Annotated in this window: 21 protein-coding genes; 7 read left to right on the top strand and 14 right to left on the bottom strand. The window is 60.9% G+C overall.

Annotated elements, in window-relative coordinates; translation table 11 throughout:
* Positions 1-12: 12 nt before the first annotated feature.
* The 7 genes from J4E08_RS11730 to iscR all read right to left on the bottom strand — a co-directional run bounded on the left by J4E08_RS11730 (position 13) and on the right by iscR (position 5476).
* Positions 13-615 (bottom strand): hypothetical protein, encoded by a 603-nt coding sequence (locus J4E08_RS11730; RefSeq protein ID WP_349538654.1) that lies wholly within the window; start codon positions 613-615, stop codon positions 13-15.
* 34 nt (positions 616-649) lie between these two features.
* A complete protein-coding gene (locus J4E08_RS11725) occupies positions 650-871 on the bottom strand; it encodes a hypothetical protein (RefSeq protein WP_349538653.1) in 222 nt (73 codons plus the stop codon).
* A gap of 140 nt (positions 872-1011) precedes the next feature.
* Entirely contained in the window at positions 1012-1323 is a 312-nt protein-coding gene (locus J4E08_RS11720) for a heavy metal-binding domain-containing protein (protein WP_349538652.1), read from the bottom strand.
* Entirely contained in the window at positions 1320-2117 is a 798-nt protein-coding gene (locus J4E08_RS11715; RefSeq protein ID WP_349538651.1) for an FkbM family methyltransferase, read from the bottom strand. Before J4E08_RS11715 ends, J4E08_RS11720 begins: the two co-directional genes overlap by 4 nt.
* 61 nt (positions 2118-2178) lie before the next feature.
* The gene (sufB, locus tag J4E08_RS11710) at positions 2179-3711 is read right to left on the bottom strand and encodes a Fe-S cluster assembly protein SufB (protein ID WP_183967375.1); all 1533 of its coding nucleotides are present in this window, start codon (positions 3709-3711) and stop codon (positions 2179-2181) included.
* Positions 3712-3725: 14 nt separating this feature from the next.
* On the bottom strand, positions 3726-4904 hold the full coding sequence (locus tag J4E08_RS11705; RefSeq protein ID WP_349538650.1) for a cysteine desulfurase family protein: 1179 nt from the start codon (positions 4902-4904) through the stop codon (positions 3726-3728).
* A gap of 107 nt (positions 4905-5011) precedes the next feature.
* Entirely contained in the window at positions 5012-5476 is a 465-nt protein-coding gene (gene iscR, locus J4E08_RS11700; protein ID WP_183967371.1) for a Fe-S cluster assembly transcriptional regulator IscR, read from the bottom strand.
* 244 nt (positions 5477-5720) lie between these two features.
* Here iscR and J4E08_RS11695 point away from each other — a divergent pair, with 244 nt between their 5' ends.
* The 3 genes from J4E08_RS11695 to J4E08_RS11685 all read left to right on the top strand — a co-directional run bounded on the left by J4E08_RS11695 (position 5721) and on the right by J4E08_RS11685 (position 7903).
* Positions 5721-6374, top strand: coding sequence for an alpha/beta hydrolase (locus tag J4E08_RS11695; protein ID WP_183967369.1), 654 nt, complete (start codon positions 5721-5723; stop codon positions 6372-6374).
* Positions 6375-6437: 63 nt separating this feature from the next.
* On the top strand, positions 6438-6719 hold the full coding sequence (locus J4E08_RS11690) for a hypothetical protein (RefSeq protein WP_183967367.1): 282 nt from the start codon (positions 6438-6440) through the stop codon (positions 6717-6719).
* Positions 6720-6727: 8 nt separating this feature from the next.
* The gene (locus J4E08_RS11685; RefSeq protein WP_349538649.1) at positions 6728-7903 is read left to right on the top strand and encodes an HD domain-containing protein; all 1176 of its coding nucleotides are present in this window, start codon (positions 6728-6730) and stop codon (positions 7901-7903) included.
* A gap of 8 nt (positions 7904-7911) precedes the next feature.
* Here the strand turns inward: J4E08_RS11685 and lpdA are convergent, their stop codons facing one another.
* The 5 genes from lpdA to J4E08_RS11660 form a co-directional block, all read right to left on the bottom strand.
* Positions 7912-9288: a dihydrolipoyl dehydrogenase gene (lpdA, locus tag J4E08_RS11680; protein ID WP_349538648.1), complete on the bottom strand. Its 1377-nt coding sequence runs from the start codon at positions 9286-9288 to the stop codon at positions 7912-7914.
* Positions 9289-9402: 114 nt separating this feature from the next.
* Complete coding sequence (locus J4E08_RS11675; RefSeq protein WP_349538647.1) at positions 9403-9990, bottom strand: DUF924 family protein; 588 nt, start codon at positions 9988-9990, stop codon at positions 9403-9405.
* A 115-nt stretch (positions 9991-10105) separates the two neighbouring features.
* Positions 10106-11350, bottom strand: a complete 1245-nt coding sequence (locus J4E08_RS11670) for an MFS transporter (RefSeq protein ID WP_349538646.1) — start codon at positions 11348-11350, stop codon at positions 10106-10108.
* A 139-nt stretch (positions 11351-11489) separates the two neighbouring features.
* Positions 11490-12536, bottom strand: coding sequence for a tRNA preQ1(34) S-adenosylmethionine ribosyltransferase-isomerase QueA (gene queA / locus J4E08_RS11665; protein WP_349538645.1), 1047 nt, complete (start codon positions 12534-12536; stop codon positions 11490-11492).
* A gap of 36 nt (positions 12537-12572) precedes the next feature.
* A complete protein-coding gene (locus J4E08_RS11660; protein ID WP_349538644.1) occupies positions 12573-15851 on the bottom strand; it encodes a YhdP family protein in 3279 nt (1092 codons plus the stop codon).
* Between the two features lie 85 nt (positions 15852-15936).
* Here J4E08_RS11660 and J4E08_RS11655 point away from each other — a divergent pair, with 85 nt between their 5' ends.
* From J4E08_RS11655 to J4E08_RS11640, 4 genes are all read left to right on the top strand, one after another.
* Positions 15937-16398 carry a peroxiredoxin gene (locus J4E08_RS11655; protein WP_349538643.1) on the top strand — a complete coding sequence of 154 codons (462 nt, stop codon included), beginning with the start codon at positions 15937-15939 and terminating at the stop codon, positions 16396-16398.
* A gap of 68 nt (positions 16399-16466) precedes the next feature.
* Positions 16467-17291, top strand: coding sequence for a ferritin-like domain-containing protein (locus J4E08_RS11650; protein ID WP_349538642.1), 825 nt, complete (start codon positions 16467-16469; stop codon positions 17289-17291).
* Between the two features lie 169 nt (positions 17292-17460).
* The gene (locus J4E08_RS11645) at positions 17461-18771 is read left to right on the top strand and encodes a DUF5930 domain-containing protein (RefSeq protein WP_183967351.1); all 1311 of its coding nucleotides are present in this window, start codon (positions 17461-17463) and stop codon (positions 18769-18771) included.
* Positions 18761-19270 (top strand): bactofilin family protein, encoded by a 510-nt coding sequence (locus J4E08_RS11640; RefSeq protein WP_183967349.1) that lies wholly within the window; start codon positions 18761-18763, stop codon positions 19268-19270. Before J4E08_RS11645 ends, J4E08_RS11640 begins: the two co-directional genes overlap by 11 nt.
* Before the next feature lie 293 nt (positions 19271-19563).
* Here J4E08_RS11640 and J4E08_RS11635 read toward each other — a convergent pair whose 3' ends face one another.
* Together J4E08_RS11635 and J4E08_RS11630 are read right to left on the bottom strand one after the other, a co-directional pair.
* On the bottom strand, positions 19564-19971 hold the full coding sequence (locus J4E08_RS11635) for a response regulator (RefSeq protein ID WP_349538641.1): 408 nt from the start codon (positions 19969-19971) through the stop codon (positions 19564-19566).
* A 121-nt stretch (positions 19972-20092) separates the two neighbouring features.
* Positions 20093-22363: a response regulator gene (locus J4E08_RS11630; RefSeq protein WP_349538640.1), complete on the bottom strand. Its 2271-nt coding sequence runs from the start codon at positions 22361-22363 to the stop codon at positions 20093-20095.
* Between the last annotated feature and the right edge of the window lie 168 nt (positions 22364-22531).

Below are 22531 nucleotides of genomic sequence, written 5' to 3'. Positions count from 1 at the left end.
GTCGTTTGCCGGTCAGGGGTTCTGCATCAACCTGATGATCCACATCAGGCGATCCGGCGGGATGGGTTGCGGGGTGACATGCCAATGCGCCATGCGCCCGGTGATTTCGGGAGGGCCGAGGATGTCCTCGACCTTGTGATACTGATTGCGTTGGACATAATCATCGAAGAGCAGCTCGACAGGGGCCTTCGACATAAAAGCGCAGGCCAGCGCGCAGCCCTGGCGGAACCGTCCGTCCACCAGCACCACATCGGGCTGGCGAAAGTGGGACATGCCCCAAACGTCCAGCGGATATTGTGCAAAGCGACGCCATTCGGTGTGATCGACCGGATGGCCCCACTGCTTTGTTTCGCCAATGTCGGACCAGATGACATCCAGATCGGTGCCTTGGGCGGGCGGGTTTGCGGCGAACCAGTCGCGCATCATCTGTGCCCAGTCGCGGACGGATTCCACGCTGAAGACACATTTGCCCGGCATCCCGGCGGCCATCACGGTGGACCCGCCGGAGCCATATTCGAGGATGACCTCCGCCCGCGCATAGGCGCTGCGCACCAGCGCGGCCTCTGCGTCAGGCAAGGTCAGTTCAGGTTGTTGGAGAGTTTTCGTCGTTGTCATGCGGCCCTCCCCATGGGGAGGCGCCGCAGCACCGTCAGCTGAAGACGCCCGCGCCCAGCACGACCGTCGTTGTCACCAGCACTCCGACGCCGATGATGCCCGGCAGCCAAAGCCGCAGGCCGCGTGGTTGTGGCGCCTGTTCGTAGATCTCGGACGACAGGATGGCCGCGCGCAAGGATTTCTCCTGCGTGCGCATCGCGTTCCAGTCGGAGCTTTGCGGATATGTAGAGTCTTCTTGAGCCAATGATCCATGCATGTCGGCACCCTTTCGGAAACGCCCCCCCACGCAAGGTTTGTTTAAGCCGAAACAGTGGCAACATTGTGGCAGTCGCCCAAGTTTTTCCGAAAGATGACAAGATCACGTCCCGTTTCAGCCCAAACCCCCTAACCAAAAGATCAGCCCAAGACCACGGCTGTGCCGGAGGCCGAAACCATCAGCATGTTGTTGATCACCTCGTAATCAAGGTCTACGCCCACCACCGCGTTGGCGCCTGCGTCCCGTGCCCGCTGCTCAAGCTCGTTCAGCGCGGTCTCGCGCGCCTCGCCCAGCGATGCCTCGTAGGCCCCGGAGCGGCCGCCGATGATATCCGTGATGCCGGCGAAGAGATCGCGGAACACATTCGCGCCCAGGATCGCCTCCCCCGTGACGATGCCTTTGTATTCGGCGATCACGTGGCCTTCGACGTTTGGTGTTGTGGTCACAATCATGAGCGGGCTCCCGCAGCTTCAACAAGGAAGTTCATATTCGCCCTATAACGGCGCTGTTCGTAGCGGGTGACGTAACCATGCAGGTCGCACCAGCTTTTGAATGCCGCAATGTTCGCATCATCGACTTCGACAAAAAGCAAAGGACGGCAGCGATCGATCGTCTGCGCGAGGCCGGCCAATACGTCCATTTCCATGCCTTCCACATCGATCTTGATAAGGTCGAACGTTTCATCCGCGAAGAGAGCATCGCCGGCGTGGACTTCGAGTGTCCCGTCTTTGCCCCGTTGCATTCTGGTCCCACCGAGATTGCGGGTGCGCGTGCGCATGAACAAACCACCCTCGGATTGCGCGCCAAGGCCGACGCCCAGGGCCTCCATCCCGATCACGTCAGTCAGCTGGTTGAAGACAACATTTGCCACCAGCGGCGCGAGCGCCAAAGGGTTGGGTTCGATCACCACGATCCTTTGCGCGCCGCACTGCGTGGCAAAGAACAGCGAATGGTTCCCAACATTGGCCCCGACATCCAAGACACGCGGCGCATCGGGAAGGAGCTTTGCCACTTCGGACAGATCTTCGTGTTCGTAAAACAGACCTTTTCGGTGGGACTTTTGAATAGGATCCGCGTGGTAATTCGTGAAAAACGACAAATCGCGATCACCGATCCGCGTGCGGGTCGCTTGCATTGGGGGGAATGTCATTGCCGCACCCGACGTCAAAGCCTCCAGAGCTTCGGTCACGTCAAAGTAGTCGCTGGCCGCGCCACCGGGTTTCGGCAATTCCAAAGGTCCCCCCATAGTGATCGTCCTTCTGCTTGCTGTGTGGCAGGTCGGGCGTGTCCCCGACCTGCCAGAGGCGTCAGCCCACGGACCCTTCGAGCGAAATCGCCACAAGCTGTTGCGCTTCCATGGCGAATTCCATCGGCAGCGCTTGCAGCACTTCGCGGCAGAACCCGTTGACCACAAGCGCGACGGCCTCTTCCTCATCCATGCCGCGCTGGCGGCAGTAGAACAGCTGGTCGTCATCCACCTTGGAGGTGGTGGCCTCGTGTTCCACCCGGCTCGAGTTGTTCTTTACCTCGATGTACGGCACCGTGTGCGCCCCGCATTTGTCGCCGATCAGCAGCGAGTCACATTGGGTATAGTTGCGCGAGTCCTTGGCCTTTGGGTGCATCGACACCAGACCGCGATAGGTGTTCTGTGCCACGCCTGCGGAGATGCCCTTGGACACGATGCGCGAGCGGGTGTTCTTGCCCAGGTGAACCATCTTCGTGCCGGTGTCGGCCTGCTGGTGGTTGTTCGCGATGGCGATGGAGTAGAACTCGCCCTGGCTTTCCTCGCCGCGCAGAATACAGGAGGGATACTTCCACGTCACCGCAGAACCTGTTTCCACTTGGGTCCACATGACCTTGGCCCGGTCGCCGCGGCAATCCGCGCGCTTGGTCACAAAGTTGTAGATGCCACCCTTGCCGTTCTCGTCACCGGGATACCAGTTCTGAACGGTGGAATATTTCACCTCGGCGTCTTCTTCGACGATGATCTCGACGACGGCGGCGTGCAGCTGCGAGGTGTCGCGCTGCGGCGCGGTGCACCCTTCGAGGTAGGACACATAGCTGCCCTTGTCCGCGATGATCAGCGTCCGCTCGAACTGGCCGGTGTTTTCGGCGTTGATGCGGAAGTAGGTGGACAGCTCCATCGGGCAGCGCACACCCGGCGGCACGTAGACGAATGAGCCATCAGAGAACACCGCAGAGTTCAGCGTCGCGTAGAAGTTGTCCGACACGGGAACGACCGAGCCGAGGTATTTCTTCACAAGCTCGGGATGCTCGCGGATCGCCTCTGAGATCGAGCAGAAGATCACGCCAGCTGCGCGCAGCTCCTTCTGGAAGGTTGTCCCGACGGAGACGGAGTCGAACACCGCATCAACCGCAACGCGACGCTCGCCTTCCTTGGCCTCGGCCGGCGCAGCGTCTGCCCCTTCGACGCCTGCGAGAACCATTTGCTCCTTCAGCGGAATACCAAGTTTCTTGTAGGTTTCCAGCAGCTTGGGGTCGACGTCGTCAAGCGACTTCGGCTTCTCTGCCATGCTCTTGGGGCGGGCATAGTAATACTGGTTCTGAAAGTCGATTTTCGGATAATCGACCATGGCCCATGTGGGCTCTTCCTTCTGGAGCCAACGCTCGTAGGCTTGCAGACGCCATTCGGTCATCCACTCCGGCTCTTCATTCTTCTCAGAGATCAGACGCACGATGTCAGGGGTCAGCCCCTTCGGTGCGTATTCCATCTCGATATCGGTGTTCCAGCCGTATTTATAGGTGGAGACATCCTTGACGGCATCGACCGTTTGCTGGTCGACCCCTTCCTTGACGTTGACGTCTTCGGTCATGGACATGCGCGTTTCCTCTCTCATGCGGCTCGTTCGCGGAACCGCTGGTATTTCTTTCGCCACGCTTCGACAAAGCGCGACACATCGTCTTCAGTCGTGTCCAGCCCCAGGCTGACCCGGATGGCTGAACTGGCGATGTCATCGCCGTATCCCATGGCGCGCAACACGCGGCTGGCCCGGACCTTACCTGAAGAACAGGCCGATCCGGCGCTGACGGCAAAACCCGAAAGGTCCATTTGCATGACCTGGGTTTCGCCCTTCCATCCCCGCGTGGCAAAGCACGAGGTGTTCGGCAACCGCCGCGCGCCCTTCCCGACAAAAATAGTCTCTTTCGCCGTATCTGCAATCTCGTTTTCTAGAATGTTTCTAAGTTTCTCGGTCTGCGCCCAGCGATCTTCCGCGATATCAAGGGCGGCAGCCTCTGCCGCGGCGCCGAATCCGGCGATGCCAATGGTGTTTTCGGTGCCCGAGCGTCGGCCCATTTCCTGCCCGCCCCCCTTCAGCATCGCCTCAGGGTCGTCGGCGGTGAAATTGATCAGAGCGCCGACGCCCTTTGGTCCACCAAGCTTGTGCGCCGAGAGGATCATATAGGACGGCGTCTCTGCCTCATAAATGATCGGCACTTTGCCAGCCATTTGCGTCACATCGCACAGCACCGAATATGGCAAAGATCCGGCCGGCGAGGCGTTCACCCGACCGCTCGGCACCACGGTACCGTTCTTTGCCATGATGCCGGTTTCACTGTTTGCACCCGAAATCGCCAGCAAGGCAACACGGCCGTGATCGGCTGACCATTCCGTCGGGCCGCCTTGCATGATCCAGTTCTTGATTTCGCCAAATGCGGCCTCATCGAACTGACCATCACGGTCATGGATGGCGGGAAGCGGCGTATCGCTCCACACATGCACCGCGTCATGTTCTGTTTCCAAGGCCCCGAACCGTCCGCCATGTCGCGCCTTTTGCGCCACGGCCAAGGCCGCAGCCTCCGTCGCAGAGCCTGTAAAAATGACCTGATTGACCTTGCAGCCCACCAGCGCCGCGAGCTGCGCGCGCGCGCGCTCGACGAGTGACTTCGCTTCGCGTCCTTCGGCATGCACCGACGACGGGTTGCCCACCACATCCATAGCCGCAACCATGGCCGCGCGTGCCTCAGCCCTCAGCGGCGTGGTTGCATTGTGATCGAAGTAAACCCGTTTCAATTCTCTATTCTCCGGAACGCGCCGCGCTCCTGTTTTCTGCTTTCACAAGGTCTCAACAATCCCGCGGGCACCGCGCATCCGAAGCCCCTTCGTCAAGACGCCACGCCTTACCCGTCTTCCTGGACGACATCAAACAACGCGGGGACGGCGGGACAGGGCACAAGCCCGGCATCGACCACGTCCGACAGACGGGTCTGATGCAGGAACACGTAGACATGCGCCGACAGCGATTGCCACAGGCGGTTGGACATCGACTGGGCCTTGGACCCGCTGAGTCCGCCGGACGCCCCTGCGCCCTTGTGCATGGCGTCGACGGTTTCATCTACCGCGCCGAGCACCTCGACCACGCGAATCTCTGACGTTGGGCGCGCCAGACGGTAGCCGCCGCCCGGACCGCGCACCGACTCCACCAACCCGGCGCGCCGCAGTTTGACGAACAGTTGCTCCAGGTAGGGCAATGACAAATCCTGCCGCTTCGACACGTCGCCAAGCGTCACGAGCGTGTCGGCAGGCTGCAAAGCGATATCGACCAGCGCCACCATCGCGTAGCGGCCCTTCGTGCTTAGTTTCATTCCGTCTCCCCCTGCGCCCTCACGCGCCCGTAGCATCGCTGACACGCAAACCGCTCGAAACATGACACAGACGTGCGGGCCAATTGACCTCGCCCGCGCAAAGGCATATCTGCACCAAAGCCCGTTCCGGCCGCATGGCCCTCTTTGGAACGCTTCTAAAGTAGCCGAGTGAACTCGTCAAGATTTCCCGGTCCCGATCGCACCGCCCCTTGAGGCGCACCAATTTCAGGAGCCGCGCGCACCCATGCCCGAGGTCATTTTTCCAGGACCCGAAGGTCGTCTCGAAGGCCGTTACCACCCGCAAAAAGACCGCGATGCACCAATCGCCATCGTTTTGCACCCGCACCCTCAGTTCGGCGGGACGATGAACAACAAGGTGGTCTACAACCTGCATTACGCCTTTTATAACATGGGCTTTACGGTCCTGCGGTTCAATTTCCGCGGCGTCGGCCGGTCGCAGGGCGAATACGACCAAGGCGTCGGTGAGCTGTCTGACGCGGCTTCCGCGCTCGATTATCTGCAGTCGATGAACCAGAACTCAAAGCACTGCTGGGTCGCGGGCTTCTCGTTCGGAGCTTGGATCGGCATGCAGCTGTTGATGCGCCGCCCGGAGATCACCGGCTTTGTCTCTGTGTCGCCCCCGGCGAACATGTATGACTTTTCCTTCCTGGCGCCCTGCCCGGCCTCCGGTCTGGTGATCAACGGCGCCGCCGATCGCGTGGCCCCGCCTGTGGATACCCGCGCCTTGGTGAACAAGCTGCATGAACAAAAGGGCATCACCGTCACCCACGAAGAAGTCGAAGGCTCGGGCCACTTCTTTGAAGAGCCGCACATGGAACACATGATCGATTCCGTCAGCGGGTATGTGAAGCGCCGTTTGACCGAAAACTCCCGCTAAAAGCGCGGGCAGACCAGCATTGTGCTGACGCCATCCCGGCGTCAGCCGTGACCGGAGACCGCCATGTCTGTAGTCGATGAGCTTGCCGACAAGCTTGCCCAGGATGTCATCAAGGCCATGGATGCGCTGGGTGATGAAAACCTGCCCGATCAGGTCGCAGCGGTTCTGGGCGCATCTTCCCCCTCCTCCGAAGAGATCTTTCGCGCCGCGGTGCGTATCCGGCTGGCGGAGCGTCGCGCCCGCAGCTTTCTGACCGACCATGTGCAACGTGCGCTGGAGGCCAAGAAAAAGGGTGAGGCCATCCCCACCGCGATTGCCCCGGGCGTCGACAACGAACACCTGTGAGATCTGGTATGACTGAGCCCACTGACTTGCGTCGGCTTGACCGGCAAATGGCCTTCCTTGACGAGGCTGACGCGCTCAAGGGTGTGGAACGTCATAACGTGCTGCTCGATCTGTCGCGGCCCGAAAACGTGGCGGAACACAGCTGGCATGTGGCGCTGTGGGCGCTGATCCTTGCGCCGGATATGCCCGAGGGCTGCGATCTGGGCCGTGCCGTCGAGATGCTTTTGATCCATGACATTGTGGAAATCGACGCGGGCGACCACTCCGTCGCCGTGGCGCATGACCCGCATGAGATCGCCCGCAAGGAAAACGCCGCTGCGGTGCGCCTGTTCGGGCTATTGCCGCCGGACCAGCGCGCACATCTGCACGCGCTTTGGCAGGAGTTCGAGGAGAACGCCACCCCCACAGCTGTGTTTGCCAAGCGCGTCGATCACATGCAGCCGATCTTGCAGGTCTTTTGCGCGCCCCAATGGCACCCTGACCACCCCGAAATCGCCGGACATACGCTGACCGAAGGCCGCGCGCGGCGCATGGCCCAAGATTGGCCCGCTCTGGACGCGCATACACGCGCGCTCATGGCCGGTGAGGCGCCAGCCGCTGGGCCGCTGAACAACCGCCTCGCCTTTCTGGCGGAGGCTGACCGGCTCAAGCGGGTCAACCGCGCCACGCTGGTGCTGAAAGGCGCGCGGCGTGAAAACAGTGCAGAACATTCCTGGCATGTGGCGCTGTATGCCCTGATCCTGTCCGAACATGCGCCGCAGCCCGTCGATGCCGCCAAGGTCATCACAATGCTTCTGCTGCACGATCTTGTGGAAATCGACGCGGGCGACGTTCCGGTCTTTGGCGCGGTTGATACCGCGGCCATCGAGGCGGCCGAAATTGCAGCCGCCGACCGTCTTTTCGGCCTGCTCGGAGAGGAAGGGCAACCGTTGCGCGCGCTTTGGTCCGAGTTCGAGGCGAATGAGAGCCCCGAGGCGCGCTTTGCCAAATCGCTCGACCGCTTCAACCCGCCAAACCAGAACCTGGCCTCTGGCGGCGGGTCCTGGGTCGAATACAACGTGACGCGCGATACGTTCGACAGGGCCGTTGGCTCAAAGATCGTAGCAGGCGCCCCCGCGCTGTGGGACTGGATCGCCCCGAAGGTCCACGACATGATCGACAGCCTGCAAGGTGCCAAGGCCTAGGTCGGGGTTCAGAAATGAATGGCTCGGTCCCATGCGTCCAGAACGGATTCGTGCATCATCTCTGACAGGGTCGGATGCGGGAAGATGGTCTGCATCAGGTCCTCCTCCGTTGTCTCAAGCTGGCGACCGATAACGTAGCCCTGGATCAGCTCGGTGACGTCGGCCCCCACCATATGCGCGCCGAGCAGCGCGCCGGTCCCGGAGTCAAACACGGTTTTCACCATGCCCTCCGGCTCCCCCAAGGCGATGGCCTTGCCGTTGCCGATAAAGGGAAAGCGACCGACCTTCACGTCGATGCCTTTTTCACGTGCCTGCGCCTCCGTCAGGCCGACAGAGGCCACCTGCGGCTGGCAATAGGTGCATCCGGCGATGGTGTCCGGGTCCAAGGCGTGCGGGGTTCCACCCGCGATCAGCTCCGCCACCATGACGCCCTCGTGGCTGGCTTTATGCGCCAACCAAGGGGCGCCGGCCACGTCGCCAATTGCGTAAATGCCCTCCGCCCCCGTGCGGCACATGGCGTCGGTCACCACATGGCTGCGCTCGACGCATATACCCATGGTGTCGAGACCCAGATCTTCTACATTTCCGACAATGCCGACTGCGGAGATCACGGCATCCGCCTCAAGGTTTGACGTTTCTCCGGCGACCTCGACCTTGGCCACGACGCCGGGACCGCTGCGGTCCAGACCGGCAACTTTGGCCCCGTCGAGGATGGTCATGCCTTGCTTTTCAAATTGCTTCTTGGCGAAGGCGCTGATCTCTGCATCCTCCACCGGAAGGATGCGATCCATGACTTCGACCACCGTCACGTCGGCCCCCAACGCGTTGTAAAACGATGCAAATTCGATACCGATCGCCCCGGAGCCGATCACCAGAAGCCGCTTTGGCATCCGAGGCGGGGACATCGCATGTTTGTAGGTCCAGACCTTGTCGCCATCGGCCTCAAGGCCCGGCAGTTCCCGGGCGCGTGCGCCTGTGGCCAGCACGATGGCCTTGGACTCCAGCACTTTGTCATCAATGCGCACGCGCCCCGGCCCATCCAGCCGCGCCGTGCCCATGATCACGTCCGCCTTGTGTTTTTTCAACAAATGGCCAACGCCAGAGTTCAGTTGTCTTGCGATCCCCCGTGAACGTTTGACCACCTTGTCGAGGTCGAAATTCAGACCCTCCGCGCTTAGCCCGAACTCGGCCGCGCGGTGCATCAGGTGGAAAACTTCGGCAGAGCGCAGCAACGCCTTCGTCGGGATGCAGCCCCAGTTCAGACAAATGCCGCCAAGGTGTTCACGTTCCACAACGGCCACCTTCAACCCAAGCTGCGCGCCACGGATCGCGCAAACATAGCCGCCAGGGCCAGCCCCGATCACCACCATATCATAGGTTTGCATTGCGGCCCTCCCTGCCGGTGTCCCGGCCCAAGGCTAGCCCGCATCTTTGCCAATCCCAACCGCTTTTCGTTGGTTCGGAGCCCATCGGGGCGGGTTGACCCCGCCCCTGAGCGGTCAGGCAGCTTCCCGCTCTGCCTGCATCTCGCGCAGCGTCTGGGCGTAGCCGCCCTGCGCCATGTAGTCGGCCTCCGCCTGGGTGGTCTTCCGCGACAAAGCCTCGTTGCGATAGGGGAAGCGTCCGAACATGCGGATAACTTCGCGGTGGACCCGGGCGTGCAGCAAGTTGCTGTCCCCACCCTCTGGCATCCGCTCTTTCATCAAGCGCACACAGCGGTCCTGATCGCACAGGTTTTCAGAGTGCATCAATGGCAGGTAAAAGAACTGCCGCGACGGTTCGTCGATTTTCTGATCCCAGCCACGGTGAATGGACTGCTTGGCGGCGGCCAATGCAATCTGGTCCGAAGCAAAGGATTTGCCGTCGCCCCGGAACATGTTGCGCGGGAACTGGTCCGCAAGGATGATGTAGGCCAAAACGCCGGAGGGATATGTCAGCCAAAGGCCGAACCGCCCCTGCATCAGCCCTTCCCAGGTTTTGCCAAAGCGGTCCCGGATTGTGGCATCCAGCGTTTCGTCCTGTTTGTACCAGCCTTCGGGTCCGACGTCGTCCAACCAAAACGCAAGAATTTCTTCCGGCCCCACCATGTCATCCTCCTGAGCGGTCCTGTCGTCAGTCGCACCACGTTACGCACAGCGTCTCTGCCCTGCCTAATCACAATTCCTGTCACATTCTAACAAAAACGCAAGAGTGCCGGCGTAATTATTCGTCCTCTTCAGCCTGATCTATGAAATATTCTTGCGCGAACTCCATGGCCATTGGCGAACTTTGCGGTGCCAGCGGCGCATAGGCCCCGGTCTGGTCCACATCAGGCGCCGGACGCTGTGTCATCCGATACGCGGCGTAGGCAGACACCATTGTCAGAAGACCCGCAATCAGCGCGAAGAAGGCCGCCGGTCCCGCCCACTGCATGACGTAACCGATAATCAGCGGGCCGGTGATGGCGCCGACACCGTTGATGAACAACAGACCGGCGGAGGCAGCGGCCATATCCTCAACCTCCATAAAGTCATTAGTGTAGGCAATCAGCAATGAATACAGAGGGTTGGACGCGCCACCAATGACGAGCGCGGCGAACGAGATCATCCAGAAGTTGCTGACAATGACGCCCATGACCGCGGCGGCCGCGCCCCCAGCCGCCACCACCAGCACAAGCCCGCGGCGGTCGACCCGGTCGGAAATCCAGCCCAGCGGATACTGCATGATGAGCGCGCCCACATAGAAGGCCGCGATAAAGATGGATGTCTGCACGAGGGTCATGCCGGCCTCGGTCGCGTAGACCGCTGCCATGCCGAATTGTGCGGCAAACACGCCGCCCAGCAAGAATATGCCCACCATCCCCAGCGGAGAGATCGCGTAAAGCTGTTTGAGCGTCATACGCTTGGTGGATTCAAAAGCCGGCGTTGGTGAAATCGACAGCAGAATTGGCGCAAACGATATGGAAACCAGCACGGATGGGATGATGAAGAGCAGGAAGCCAGACACGTCAGGCACCAAAAGCAAGCCCTGCGCGATGATGATCCCGGCCATTTGCACGATCATGTAGGCAGACAACGTCTGCCCGCGCGTCTCGTTGCTGGCGGTGTTGTTCAGCCAGCTTTCGGCGGTCACGTAGACGCCACAAAAGCAAAAGCCGAGCACCAGACGCCCCAACACCCAGGCGGCAGGATGCTGCAACGCCGGAAACAAGATCAGCACGGCGGAAATGAACGATCCGAGCGCAGCAAAGACCCGGACGTGTCCCACGCGCCGGATCAACTCTGGCGCCATTTTCGATGCAAAGAGGAAGCCGGCGAAGTAGGCCGACATCACAATGGACATGGTCCCCGAGGAGAAGCCCGCCTCGGCCCCGCGCACACCCAGCAGGGAGCCCTGCAAACCGTTGCCAACCATCAAGAGCAACATCCCAAGCAGGAGCGCCCATGAATTTTCCAAAACGCCTAACATCGCGTCAATTCCTTTTATCTAGCCTGCCGGAGTGCGGCGGCTGTCGGTTGGCCCTATGCGACCCATGTCACGATTCGATGTCAATGTGCGACCAATCGCGGCGAAAAACGCCGCCCGCCGGACATCGTGAGGGACGATTTCAGGGGATCAGCAAGGATGCATCGCCATACGAGAAAAATCGGTAATCATTGGTTACCGCATGGTCATAAATCTCGCGGACACGGTCCTGCCCGACCAAGGCCGAGACCAGCATGAGCAGGGTCGACTTCGGCAGGTGAAAGTTGGTCATCAACGCGTCAGACACATGAAATGTGAAGCCGGGATAGATGAAGATGTCGGTGACGCCCTCGAAAGGCGCAATCGTTCCCTGCCGGGCCGCGCTTTCGATCAGGCGCAGCGCGGTGGTCCCGACGGGGATCACGCGCCCGCCTGCGGCCTTGGTGGCGGCGATCTCGGAGGCGGCCTGTGGCGTGACCTCGCCCCATTCGCCGTGCATCTTGTGGGTGGTCACGTCCTCGACCTTCACCGGCAGGAAGGTGCCCGCGCCCACATGCAGCGTGACATGGGTGAAGGTCACGCCCATGGCTGAAAGCTCGGCCAGCAGCGCGTCATCGAAATGCAAGGACGCGGTTGGCGCGGCCACAGCGCCGCGATTGCGTGCCCAGACGGTCTGGTAGTCGTCGTGATCCTGCGCATCGGCAGGCCGTTTGGCCGCAATATAAGGCGGCAGCGGCATCGCCCCGGCGTTGTTCAGCGCGGCATCAAAATCCTCGCCCACAAGGTTGAAGCGCAACAGCCCCTGCCCGTCTTCGCGCCCTTCGACCGTCGCGGACAAGCTGTCGGAAAAGCGGATCACCTCGCCGTCGCGGACCTTTTTCAACGGCTTGAGCAGCGCGGCCCACAGCCCATCGGCGCGCGGCTCCAGCAGGGTCACGTCGATCTGGGCCGAGGTTTCGCCCTGCTCTGACATGCGGCGACGTGTGCCGAACAGTCGTGCGGGGATAACCTTGGTGTCGTTCAGAACGAGCCGGTCACCGGGCCGCAGCCATTGCGCAAGGTCAGACACGCGCGCATCGGTCAGCCCGTCGCGTTGCGCCACCAGCAAACGCGCCGAGGTCCGTGGCCGCGCCGGACGGGTTGCGATCAGCCGTTCCGGCAAATCAAAGTCAAAATCGCTCAACTTCATCGGCTAGCCTTTTGAAATTTGAGAAAAAAGAAAGCATTACAGCTCTGGTGGCGGGCGGCGGAAGATGTCGCGGAACATGCCCGGGGTCAAGGCGGAAAGCGGGTTCACCGAAACGCTCGGGGCGGCCACCGTGCCGCCAAGGGTGAAGTTGAAACCAATCAGCCCTTCGCCCTTGCGCGAGAACAGCCGCCCAACCGCATTCACCACGTAAATCGGAGAGAGCACGCCCTGCATGTCCATCTCGCCCGAGGTCAGATTGTAGTATCCGTCCAGCGAAATACCCATGGACGGGCCGACCGCGCTGCTTTGTGTCAGGATCACCTGGCCGGGGGTCAGGCGAAAGCGCGCCTCCACATCGGAAAAGAAGATCCCCGGGCCGTTGAGTTGGTCCAGAATCCCCACCACGGAAATCGCATCCAGAAGCGAGGCGATGGTCGGCGCCTTTTGCAGCCGGGCGCCCGCGACCTTGAGCAGGCCATCGAAGCTGCCCGTCTGACCGCGCACCGGGGCCAGATCGAGACTGAAGGTGCCGTCCTGCACGGTTTTGAGAAGGCCTGCGGCCTTCAGGATGTCGCCCGCGTCCTCGCCCCGGATGCGGAAGGCGCTGCCCCCGTTCTGGGGCACGACCTCGCCCCCCACGGGTGCTTCGCCGCCGAGTTGTGCGCTGAAGTTGCCTGACAGTCCGCCCGTGGTGTCGAAGTTGCCGCGGAACGCGCGCAGCTCGATGGTGTTGGTGACGCGCAGGCTGTCGAGCGCCAGCGTGATCGGCGCGCCGCCGCCTGTGGTGCCGCCACCGCCCGCGCCGCCGGAGCCAATGGGCGCGTCGCGCAGATCGACCTTGCCGGAGGTGATCTCCACCGCAGGGGCGGCGTTCCGGCCCCGCGCACGCAGACGCCCCGCCACATCCAGCCACTTGCCGACACGCAGGCGGGTCAGCTCCAGCCGATCAAAGGCCCCAGCCGCGTTCAGAACCACGCGGCCAACGGCGTCGAGCCCGCCGCCTGTCAGCGTCATCTCGTCGATTTCCACCGGTGTCCCGAGGCGGCCCGCCACGCGGAACTTGCCGCGCGTGCCGGAGGACATGGACCAGCCGATCTGGGGGATAGCCAATGCCAGACCGGCCAAATCGCTTTCCACCACGAAACGCGGCGCGCCGCCCGGCGGCAAGGTCAGCGTCAGATCGCCGGTGCCCTTGCCGCGCAACATCCCATCGGGCAAGCGAATGCCAAGGGTCGCAAGGCTGTCGGGTGTGATCGTGACCTTTGCCGTCACAGTGGACCCACCGCCGCCGAATGTCTGTCGCCACTGCCCGTCAGCCGGGATGCCATCAAAGCTAACCCCACCCGCCACGGCCAAAGCGTCGTTGTTCAACGTCACATCGAGCGCCTCGCCGCGCAGGCGTCGCCCGGGCACGATGCTGTCACTTTCGAGGTCAGAGAGCTGACCGGTCAAGGCGAGGTCTATATCCGCGAACGTCAGCCCCTTGCGCAGGGGGATGGACACACGGCCCCGCACCGTTGCCCGCCCGGTGGCCAGTTGCGGTGTGCGACCCGCCTTGCTGAGAACGCGCCATTTGTCGTTGTCCACATAGGTCAGCACAGCCTCTAGCGGGCCTTCGGCCATCAGCTCCAACTGGCCGGTGGCGGGGCGCTGTTTCAGATCCGGGATCACGAAGACAGAGCCGTCCAGCGCGACCTCCCCCGCATCGCCCATGTCGATGTGACCACGATCCAGACGCAAGCCCAGACGCCCGTCGTAGATGGTCAGGCGACCCGCCCCGCCACTGACCTCGGGCAGACCCGGCGCATAGGTCACGCGTCCGTCGATGAAACTCAGGTCGAGGAAGGTCTCTGGCTTGGGCATGCCGGGTTCGAGCCGAAGCGCAAAGGTTGCATCGCGGACCTCGCCATCAAGCAGGTTCTCCATCACCCATTTCCGGGGCCTGGGGTTCAGCTTGGCAGGCCAGAAATCGCGCACCTGTTGTGGGGTCGTGCGGGCCACTTGAGTGTCGACGGACGCCGCCCAGCCCTCGGGTGCGGCCTCGATCCAGCCGGTTGCGGTGACCGGAAATTGCGGGTCGGTGATGCGCAACGATCCAAGGTCGACGCGAAACGGCTTTAGCCCGAGGCGAAAGGCGACGTCGGCACCTGACAACGCGATGGGTCGCTCCATCATGGGTCCTTTGGCCACGGCGATGTCACCAAAGGTGAACTGCCCGGTCATGCCACTGAGCCACCCCTGTTCAAGCCCTTCGAGCTGAGTGACACCGGAGGCTTCGACCTGAAGCAGATTTGACCTGACGCGGATCTCATCAAAGCGGAGCAGCCCCGCGCGCGGATCGTAAACAAAGGCGGTACGCGCCTCGTCGAATTTCAGCGGCGTGGTTTCCTGACGCGGTTGCAAAACCCCCGCGCCAATTTCCAGCGTCGCCCGCATTTCACCCAATGCACCATCACTGCCAAGCGAGGAGCGCAGGCTGCCGGAGATCGGGGCGTCCAGGGCGTCGAGCCATGCGAGCGCCGGGCTTTGGGTGGCGATGTCGTTGGAGGCCAGACCGTCCAGAGTCATGCCGAAGTCGACTGCCGTTTCGCCAATATTGCTGGAGGCGGCGAGTTCCACGGTCGCCACACCTGCCCCGCCGGACAGCAGCGCCACATCGCCCGCGATGCGCAGCGCCTGACGTTCGCGCGTCACCCGCAAGCGGCCACCGTCAGCGGTCCAGCCCCGACCGGCGCGCAGATCCTCGTAACGTAAGGTCAGCGCATCCGCCTGAAACAGATCGAGCTGCGCCAGCCTTGGGTCCTCGGCCATCCGGTCAATCTGCGCGATGATCTGGCCAATATCGGGCACCTGGGTTCCAGCCGCGAAGGCATCGCCGAGGGCAAGACCGATGCGCCCTGTCTCATCCCGTTGCAACGTCACGAAGGCTCCGGAAATACGCGCTTCACGCAATTGCCATTGCCGATCCAGAAGCGACACCGGTGCAATCGCCGCCTCGACGTCGTTGACCTCAGCGACCAGCACGCCCAGATCATTGCGCAGCGCGACATCCCACAAGATGACGCGCGCCAGACCGTCGGATTCGACCCGAAGGCTCATCCGGCCAAAGTCGATGTCGATGCCAGGTGTGCTTTGCGCGATGCGCTTTTCGATCTTCTCGCGCAGCCATGGCGGCGCGGCGACCTCGCGTCCGATCATGTACCAGCCGCCGGCGACCAGAATACCCGTCATAGCCAACAGCACGCCAAGGCCCCAGAGCAAAGCCCTGCGCCCACGCCGCTTTTGCGGTTTTTCTGTCAGAGTGTCATCGCTCACTGGAAGCCCGTGCCTGTCGCGTTATTGTCCGTTATGCATCGGCTGTGCCGTCCATCATAGATCACTTCAAGCAAGGTTTACACGCATGAGCGAACAGACGCCTTTCGAGGCCCCCGCATTCACCCTGCCCGCCACCAACGGCGAGGTCTCCTCCGACGCGCTGAAGGGGGCTGCTTACGTGCTGTTCTTTTATCCACGCGATGACACTTCCGGCTGCACGAAGGAAAACGAAGCCTTCACCGCGCTGCTGCCGGAGTTCGAGGCACTGGGTGTGAAGGTGTTCGGCATTTCCAAGGATTCTATCGCCAGCCATGAAAAATTCATGAAGAAAAAGGATCTGACCGTGCCGCTGATCTCTGACGAAGACGGCGACCTGTCGGAGCGGCTGGGTGTCTTCAAGGAAAAGAAGATGTACGGCAAAACCTTCATGGGCATCGAGCGGTCGACGTTCCTGATCGACGGCGCGGGTCAGGTGGTGCGGGAATGGCGCAAGGTCAAAGTGCCCGGCCACACCGAAGAGGTGCTGGAGGCCGCGCGGGCCATGTGAGCCGTCATGGGGGGGCGTTATCAACATGGGCGTTGCGTTGCGCGCCGCGCCCGTGGCACATCGCGCGCATGATGACGCTTTCCCAAATGGCGGTGGATGTTCTGACCACCGCAGACGGTCGCGAGAAAACCGCGAAGTCCCGAGATTATGCCGCGCAATGGTTCGCCGCCCGCGAGGCCGGCACGCCCCTCCCCGTGGGAGAGGCCACGCCGCCGCTGCGCCCGTCGCGGCCGGAGAAACCCGAACTGCTCAACCCGCGCGACGTACCAAAGCGCAAACCGGGCAGCCCGCAGGGGCGGCTGGCGCTGATTCACGCGGTGGCGCATATCGAGCTGAACGCCGTTGACCTGCATTGGGACATCATCCCGCGCTTTGCCCATGTGAAGATGCCGCTTGGGTATTACGACGATTGGGTCAAAGCCGCCGATGAAGAGAGCAAGCACTTCAACCTGATGTGCGACTGCCTCGAAGAGATGGACAGCTATTACGGGGCCCTGCCCGCCCATGCCGGAATGTGGCGTGCCGCCGAGGACACGGTGGATGACTTCATGGGGCGGCTCGCCGTGGTGCCCATGGTCCTGGAGGCGCGCGGGCTGGACGTCACGCCGGGCATGATCGCCCTGTTCGAGAAGGCCAAGGCGACCTCTGTAGTCGAGGCGCTGAACACCATCTACGCCGAGGAGGTCGGCCATGTCGCATATGGGTCGAAATGGTTTCACTTCCTGTGCGGACGCCATGATGAAGACCCCAAAGAGGCCTTTCACAGATTGGTGCGACGGTATTTCAAAGGCGCGCTGAAACCACCGTTCAACGATGAAAAACGCGCCGAAGCAGGTCTGCCACCCGACTTCTACTGGCCACTGTCTGAAGATACCCCTAACCGAACCCGTTGATTCCGCTGAGAATCGGCGAATTTTCGCCCATTTGGCGTCAACTCGCCGGTGTCTCGGTCCACTTGGCCCAAAAAAGTTGCGCCAACTGCCCTCGGTGGATAAGCCCTGTCCTTGAGGCTGGGTTGGGGGACCTTTCGCCTTTAATGGGGACAATAAAGGGACGGTCAGAGTGCGTACTCGTCTGGCAATCAAGACACATGCAATTCTAGAGCGATTCTTTCCGGAACGCCGACTTTTTCTCCGATCCGACACTGATACGCGATTTATCCGGCTGAAGTCGGGCACGCAGGCGGTGGCCTTTACCGGGGCTGTTCTGGTGGTGTCCTGGACCACCATTGCAACGGCCATCCTGCTGATGGATTCCATCGGCGCGGGCAACTTCCGCGAACAGGCAAAGCGAGAGCAGATCACCTATCAGCAGCGTCTCAACGCGCTGTCCGGTGAACGCGACAGCCGCGCCGCAGAAGCGCTGGCGGCGCAAAACCGCTTCAACGCGGCGCTCAAGCAGATTTCCTCCATGCAGACGGAGCTTCTGAATTCGGAAACCCGTCGCCGCGAGCTGGAAACCGGGATCGACGTGATCCAGGCGACGCTGCGCGAGACGATGAAGGACCGCGAGAACTTTTCCGACCAACTCACCAACCTGCAGGATCAGATCGAAGGTGGAGACGTCGAAGTGGCCGGTGGCGCACAGGACGACAGCACCATGGACATCCTGTCCGATGCCCTCGCCCGCACAGCCGCCGAACGCGACCAGGTGGTTGCCGATGCACAGGCTTCCTTGATCCGCGCCGCAGAAATGCAGGCCGAGATCGAGCAGATGCAGGACAAGAATGACACGATTTTCCGTCAGCTCGAAGATGCCATGACCGTCTCGGTCAAGCCGCTCGACAAGATGTTCGAAAAAGCCGGCATGGACCCGGACACCATCCTGAACCAAGTGCGCAAAGGTTACTCCGGTCAGGGTGGCCCGATGGCGCCGCTGTCCTTCTCCACCCGTGGGGATGAGCCCTCCGCCGATACATTGCGCGCCAACCGCATCCTGAACCAGATGGACCGGCTGAACCTGTATCGCATTGCCGCACAAAAGGCGCCTTTCGCCTCCCCGCTGAAAGATCCGTTCCGCTTCACCTCCGGGTTTGGTCGCCGCTGGGGCCGCCTGCACGCGGGTACCGATTTCGCCGCGCCGCATGGCACGCCGATCTACGCCACCGCGGATGGTGTCGTCGTGCACGCGGGCTGGTCGTCGGGCTATGGCCGTCTGGTCAAAATCCAGCACGAGTTCGGCATCGAAACCCGCTATGCACACCAATCGAAAATTCGCGTCAAGGTCGGCCAAAGGGTCTCGCGCGGGCAACGCATCGGTGATATGGGGAACACTGGACGGTCGACCGGGACCCATCTTCATTATGAGGTCCGCGTCGGCGGTAATCCTGTCAATCCGATGACTTATATCAAGGCTGCGAACGATGTTTTCTAAGAGCAAAATCAACGAACCCGGTCCCGGCAACGATACTGCGGCCAAGCCGTCGGTGTCCGAATCGCCCAAATCGTCCGCAGGCGAGTACAAGGCGTCCTCCGCGCCAAAGGCGAAACCGCCGGCATCCGTGCTGTCCGCTGACCTGCACATCACTGGCAACATCAAGACAACCGGCGACGTTCAAGTCGAAGGCACCGTCGAGGGCGACATCCGTGCGCACCTGCTGACCATCGGCGAAAGCGCCACCATCAAGGGCGAAGTCATCGCCGACGATGTGGTGGTAAACGGTCGTATCGTCGGTCGTGTTCGTGGCCTGAAAGTTCGCCTGACCGCCACCGCGCGCGTAGAAGGGGACATCATCCACAAGACGATCGCGATCGAGTCCGGCGCCCATTTCGAAGGATCCGTGCAACGTCAGGACGATCCGCTCAACGGCGGCAAGACCCGCGCAGCGCCCGGCGGCGCGGCGGCTGCACAACCTGCGACACAGCAGAGCTAAGTTTTACCTTATCGCGTGAATCAAGCCGCTCCTTTTGGGGCGGCTTTTGTGTTGGTGCCACAGGTTTTCGGATCAGGTCAGAGCGTGACGCGCCGACCGCATGGGAAACCTATCGCCTTCTCTGATCCGGCTGAAGTCGCAGGTCACACGTGTTGTCAGATCCATCGCAAGGTGGGCATGACCGGGACAACCAGCAGTACGAACGCACTGCTTTGAGGGTCATTTCGATTGATTTGGCCACATCGACGTCGTACGGATAGGATCTTATCAGCACGGCCCGGTGGGGCAGAAACTCAAGACGTCAACTTACTCAAGGCGGCGCGCTCAAATTCCAGAATCTCGCGCAAATGGGCGACCGAGATTGGTTTGAGCAGGAAGCGCCCGACGGCGAGGTCACGCGCATCGGCAATGAGGCGTGCCGCGAGCGCGTTTGCTTCGGCACCGCCCGTAATGAAACGGATGCGCCGGGCCGAAGTTTTTTCGGGCAATGCTTGTGCAACAGCTATGCCGTCGAGGTGTGGCATATTCAAATCGCAGATTATCAGAACAGGATCTTCCTCGCCCTCGAGTGACCTGAGAAGTTCCAGTCCATCGCAACACACAGTGGGGATCCATCCTTCTTTTCGCGCAACTTCCGCGCAAAAGTTCGCAAATTCCCGATTGTCATCTGCGATGAAGATTTTAAATGCTCCCTCCGACATGTGGCGGGGTTGCTCCTCTGTCTACTAGAACCGAATACGAATTGCGGCGCATCACGCCGTAGAAGTCGTTTACAATAGTTTCCGAGGTCTTGCGCAGTGTAACGGATATTCGCGTTGGATATCAGTCTGTCTCTTCCTTCTTCGTATCTGTTTTCCTGCTACTTTGCAGAACTGTGTTGATGGTACTGATCAGGCTGGATCGTGCAACAGGCTTCATCAGGCGACCATCTTCTGGATAGACACCATTGCCATGCACTGCGGCCTCCGACGCATAACCAGACATGAAAACAACCGGCAAATCCGGCCTCCGTTCGCGGAGTTTCTTGGCAAGATGCGTGCCTTGAAGGCTGCCTGGCATCACGATGTCGGTGAGCAGAAGATCATATTCTTCGGTGTCGCCCCATAGCGAGAGAGCCTCGTCACCGGACCGTGCGGTCATCACCTCGAAACCGGCCTTTGTCAGGGTTTCCTCAATGGTGGCGAGGACGTCCGCCTCGTCTTCGACCGCGAGGATGCGCGCGCCTGTGCCCTGATCCGTAGCGATTGCCTTCTCCTCGGGCAGCGACTCAGGTGGCGCAATGCTTTTTCCGGTTTTGAAATAGAGCTTGAAGGTCGCGCCAATTCCCAGCTCGGAATACACTAGGATGGTGCCCTTGGATTGGCGCATGAACCCCATCACCATGGAGAGACCGACGCCAGACCCCTGCCCTGGCGCTTTGGTGGTGAAGAACGGCTCGAAGACGCGTTTCATGTTCTCAGGACTAATGCCGTTTCCGGTGTCGCTGACGGCGATCATCGCATAGCGGCCCGGTTCGATTTCCTCGCCACGGCTGTCAATGTAGTCATCGTCGATGCGGACGTTTGCCGTCTCGATGGTGATACGGCCGCCCTTCGGCATTGCGTCGCGCGCATTCAGGATCAAGTTCAGGATCGCGTTCTGCGCCAGATCGCGGTCCACGTCGACTGGCCAGAGGCCCGCCGACAAAGCGGTTTCAATGGATATCGTCGCAGGCAGGATACGCTCAACCATCGCATTGCTTTTGCGCAGCAGGTCGTTGAGGTTCGTAGGCTCAACATGAAGATTGGATTTGCGCGCGAAGCCAAGAATATTGCGGGTCAGGCTTGCCCCCCTGTTGGTGGCATCCAGAGCAATTTTTGCGTGTCGATGCACATCGTCCTTGTTGTCCGCTTCGACAAGCAGTTCGAGGTTGCCGAGGATGATTGCGAGGAGATTGTTGAAGTCATGCGCCACACCACCGGCAAGCTGTCCGATCGCTTCCATTTTTTGAGCCTGACGCAGTCGATCCTCCAGTTCGACGATCTGGGTCACATCTTGGATTGTCCCGCTGAAGCCCGTGATTTCACCGCGCTTGTTCAGCATGGGTTCACCGATGTCATTTACGATAATTGTCTGTCCGTCAGGACGTATCATGCGATGAAGACATGAGAAATGACCGTTGCCCTCGATGGCCTTGCGCATCGCCATGCGCAGTTTGCCGCGATCCTCGGGATGTACGAGATCCCAGGCAAACTCCCTGGATTCGCCGAACTTCTCCGCATCAACGCCGAGCATGCGACGGGTGGATTCCGACCATATCACCCGGTCCTTCAGGTTGCTTTCCCATCGTCCAAGCCGCGCCAGATTCTCGGCCTTTCGAAGGGTTTCGGCACGTTGTTCGATTTCCTCGGCATGCGCCTGGGACTTGCGTTTGAGGACAATTTGAAAAAACAGCAGTGCTGCCAGGAGAACGATAAGAGAAGCGATGGCCACTATAAATATCGCTGAAAACAATAGTTGCCTTCGGACAAAATCGCTTTCTACCTTCGTCTGGAAACTCTCAATTGCGGCACTTGCAGAAACGTCCGACACGCGAACGATTTCGTCTATGTCCTGGCTGCTCAGGCCCTCCGCCCACAGAACCGGGATGCGGTCGAGCGTGCTGCCATATTCGCGCACAGTATCCGACACGGCGTTCAGATCATGAGAAATGCCAAGGTCGCTCGCGAGGCGACTTATCTCTTCGATGGTCTCGAGAACCTCTGCGAGATCGGTCTTAGCACGATCCTGAAAGATCGGTTCATCCGGGCGCAGGACGAAATTCTTGAAATTGTGTATAAACCCGTCGTAACCGATGGTCTGTTCCAGCCGAAGGAAAAGGCGCGAGACCTCTATATTGGTTCGGGTGATTTCAATGTACCTTTTGCCGGACGTAATGCCCAGCATCACGAGCAGACACAGCCCGAATCCAACAGCAACGGCGGCGAACGACACTCGGTGCTTGTCAGTCGGCGACGGCATTATGCTCTGGCTCCCTGCAAGGCACTTACGAGCATGAACTGTAAGCATCGCTTCAGCAAAAGATACCGGTTTTGCGGTATTTTCATCAAACAACCGTATCTACCGGTATGCCCAGCCCCACAAAGCTATGCCGGTCAGGGCGACTGCGCGAACATCTGAGAGCGCAGCAAATTGGATAGCTGTGATGAAAGGGACTGTGGCTGTGTGGCCGCGCCGGGTTTGCCATGGCGTGCTGCGACGCAGCCTATTGAGGTGCCCCGA

Source organism: Sagittula sp. NFXS13 (assembly GCF_040148795.1).
Lineage (GTDB): Bacteria > Pseudomonadota > Alphaproteobacteria > Rhodobacterales > Rhodobacteraceae > Sagittula > Sagittula marina.
This window is presented reverse-complemented; position numbering and strand designations above follow the sequence as displayed.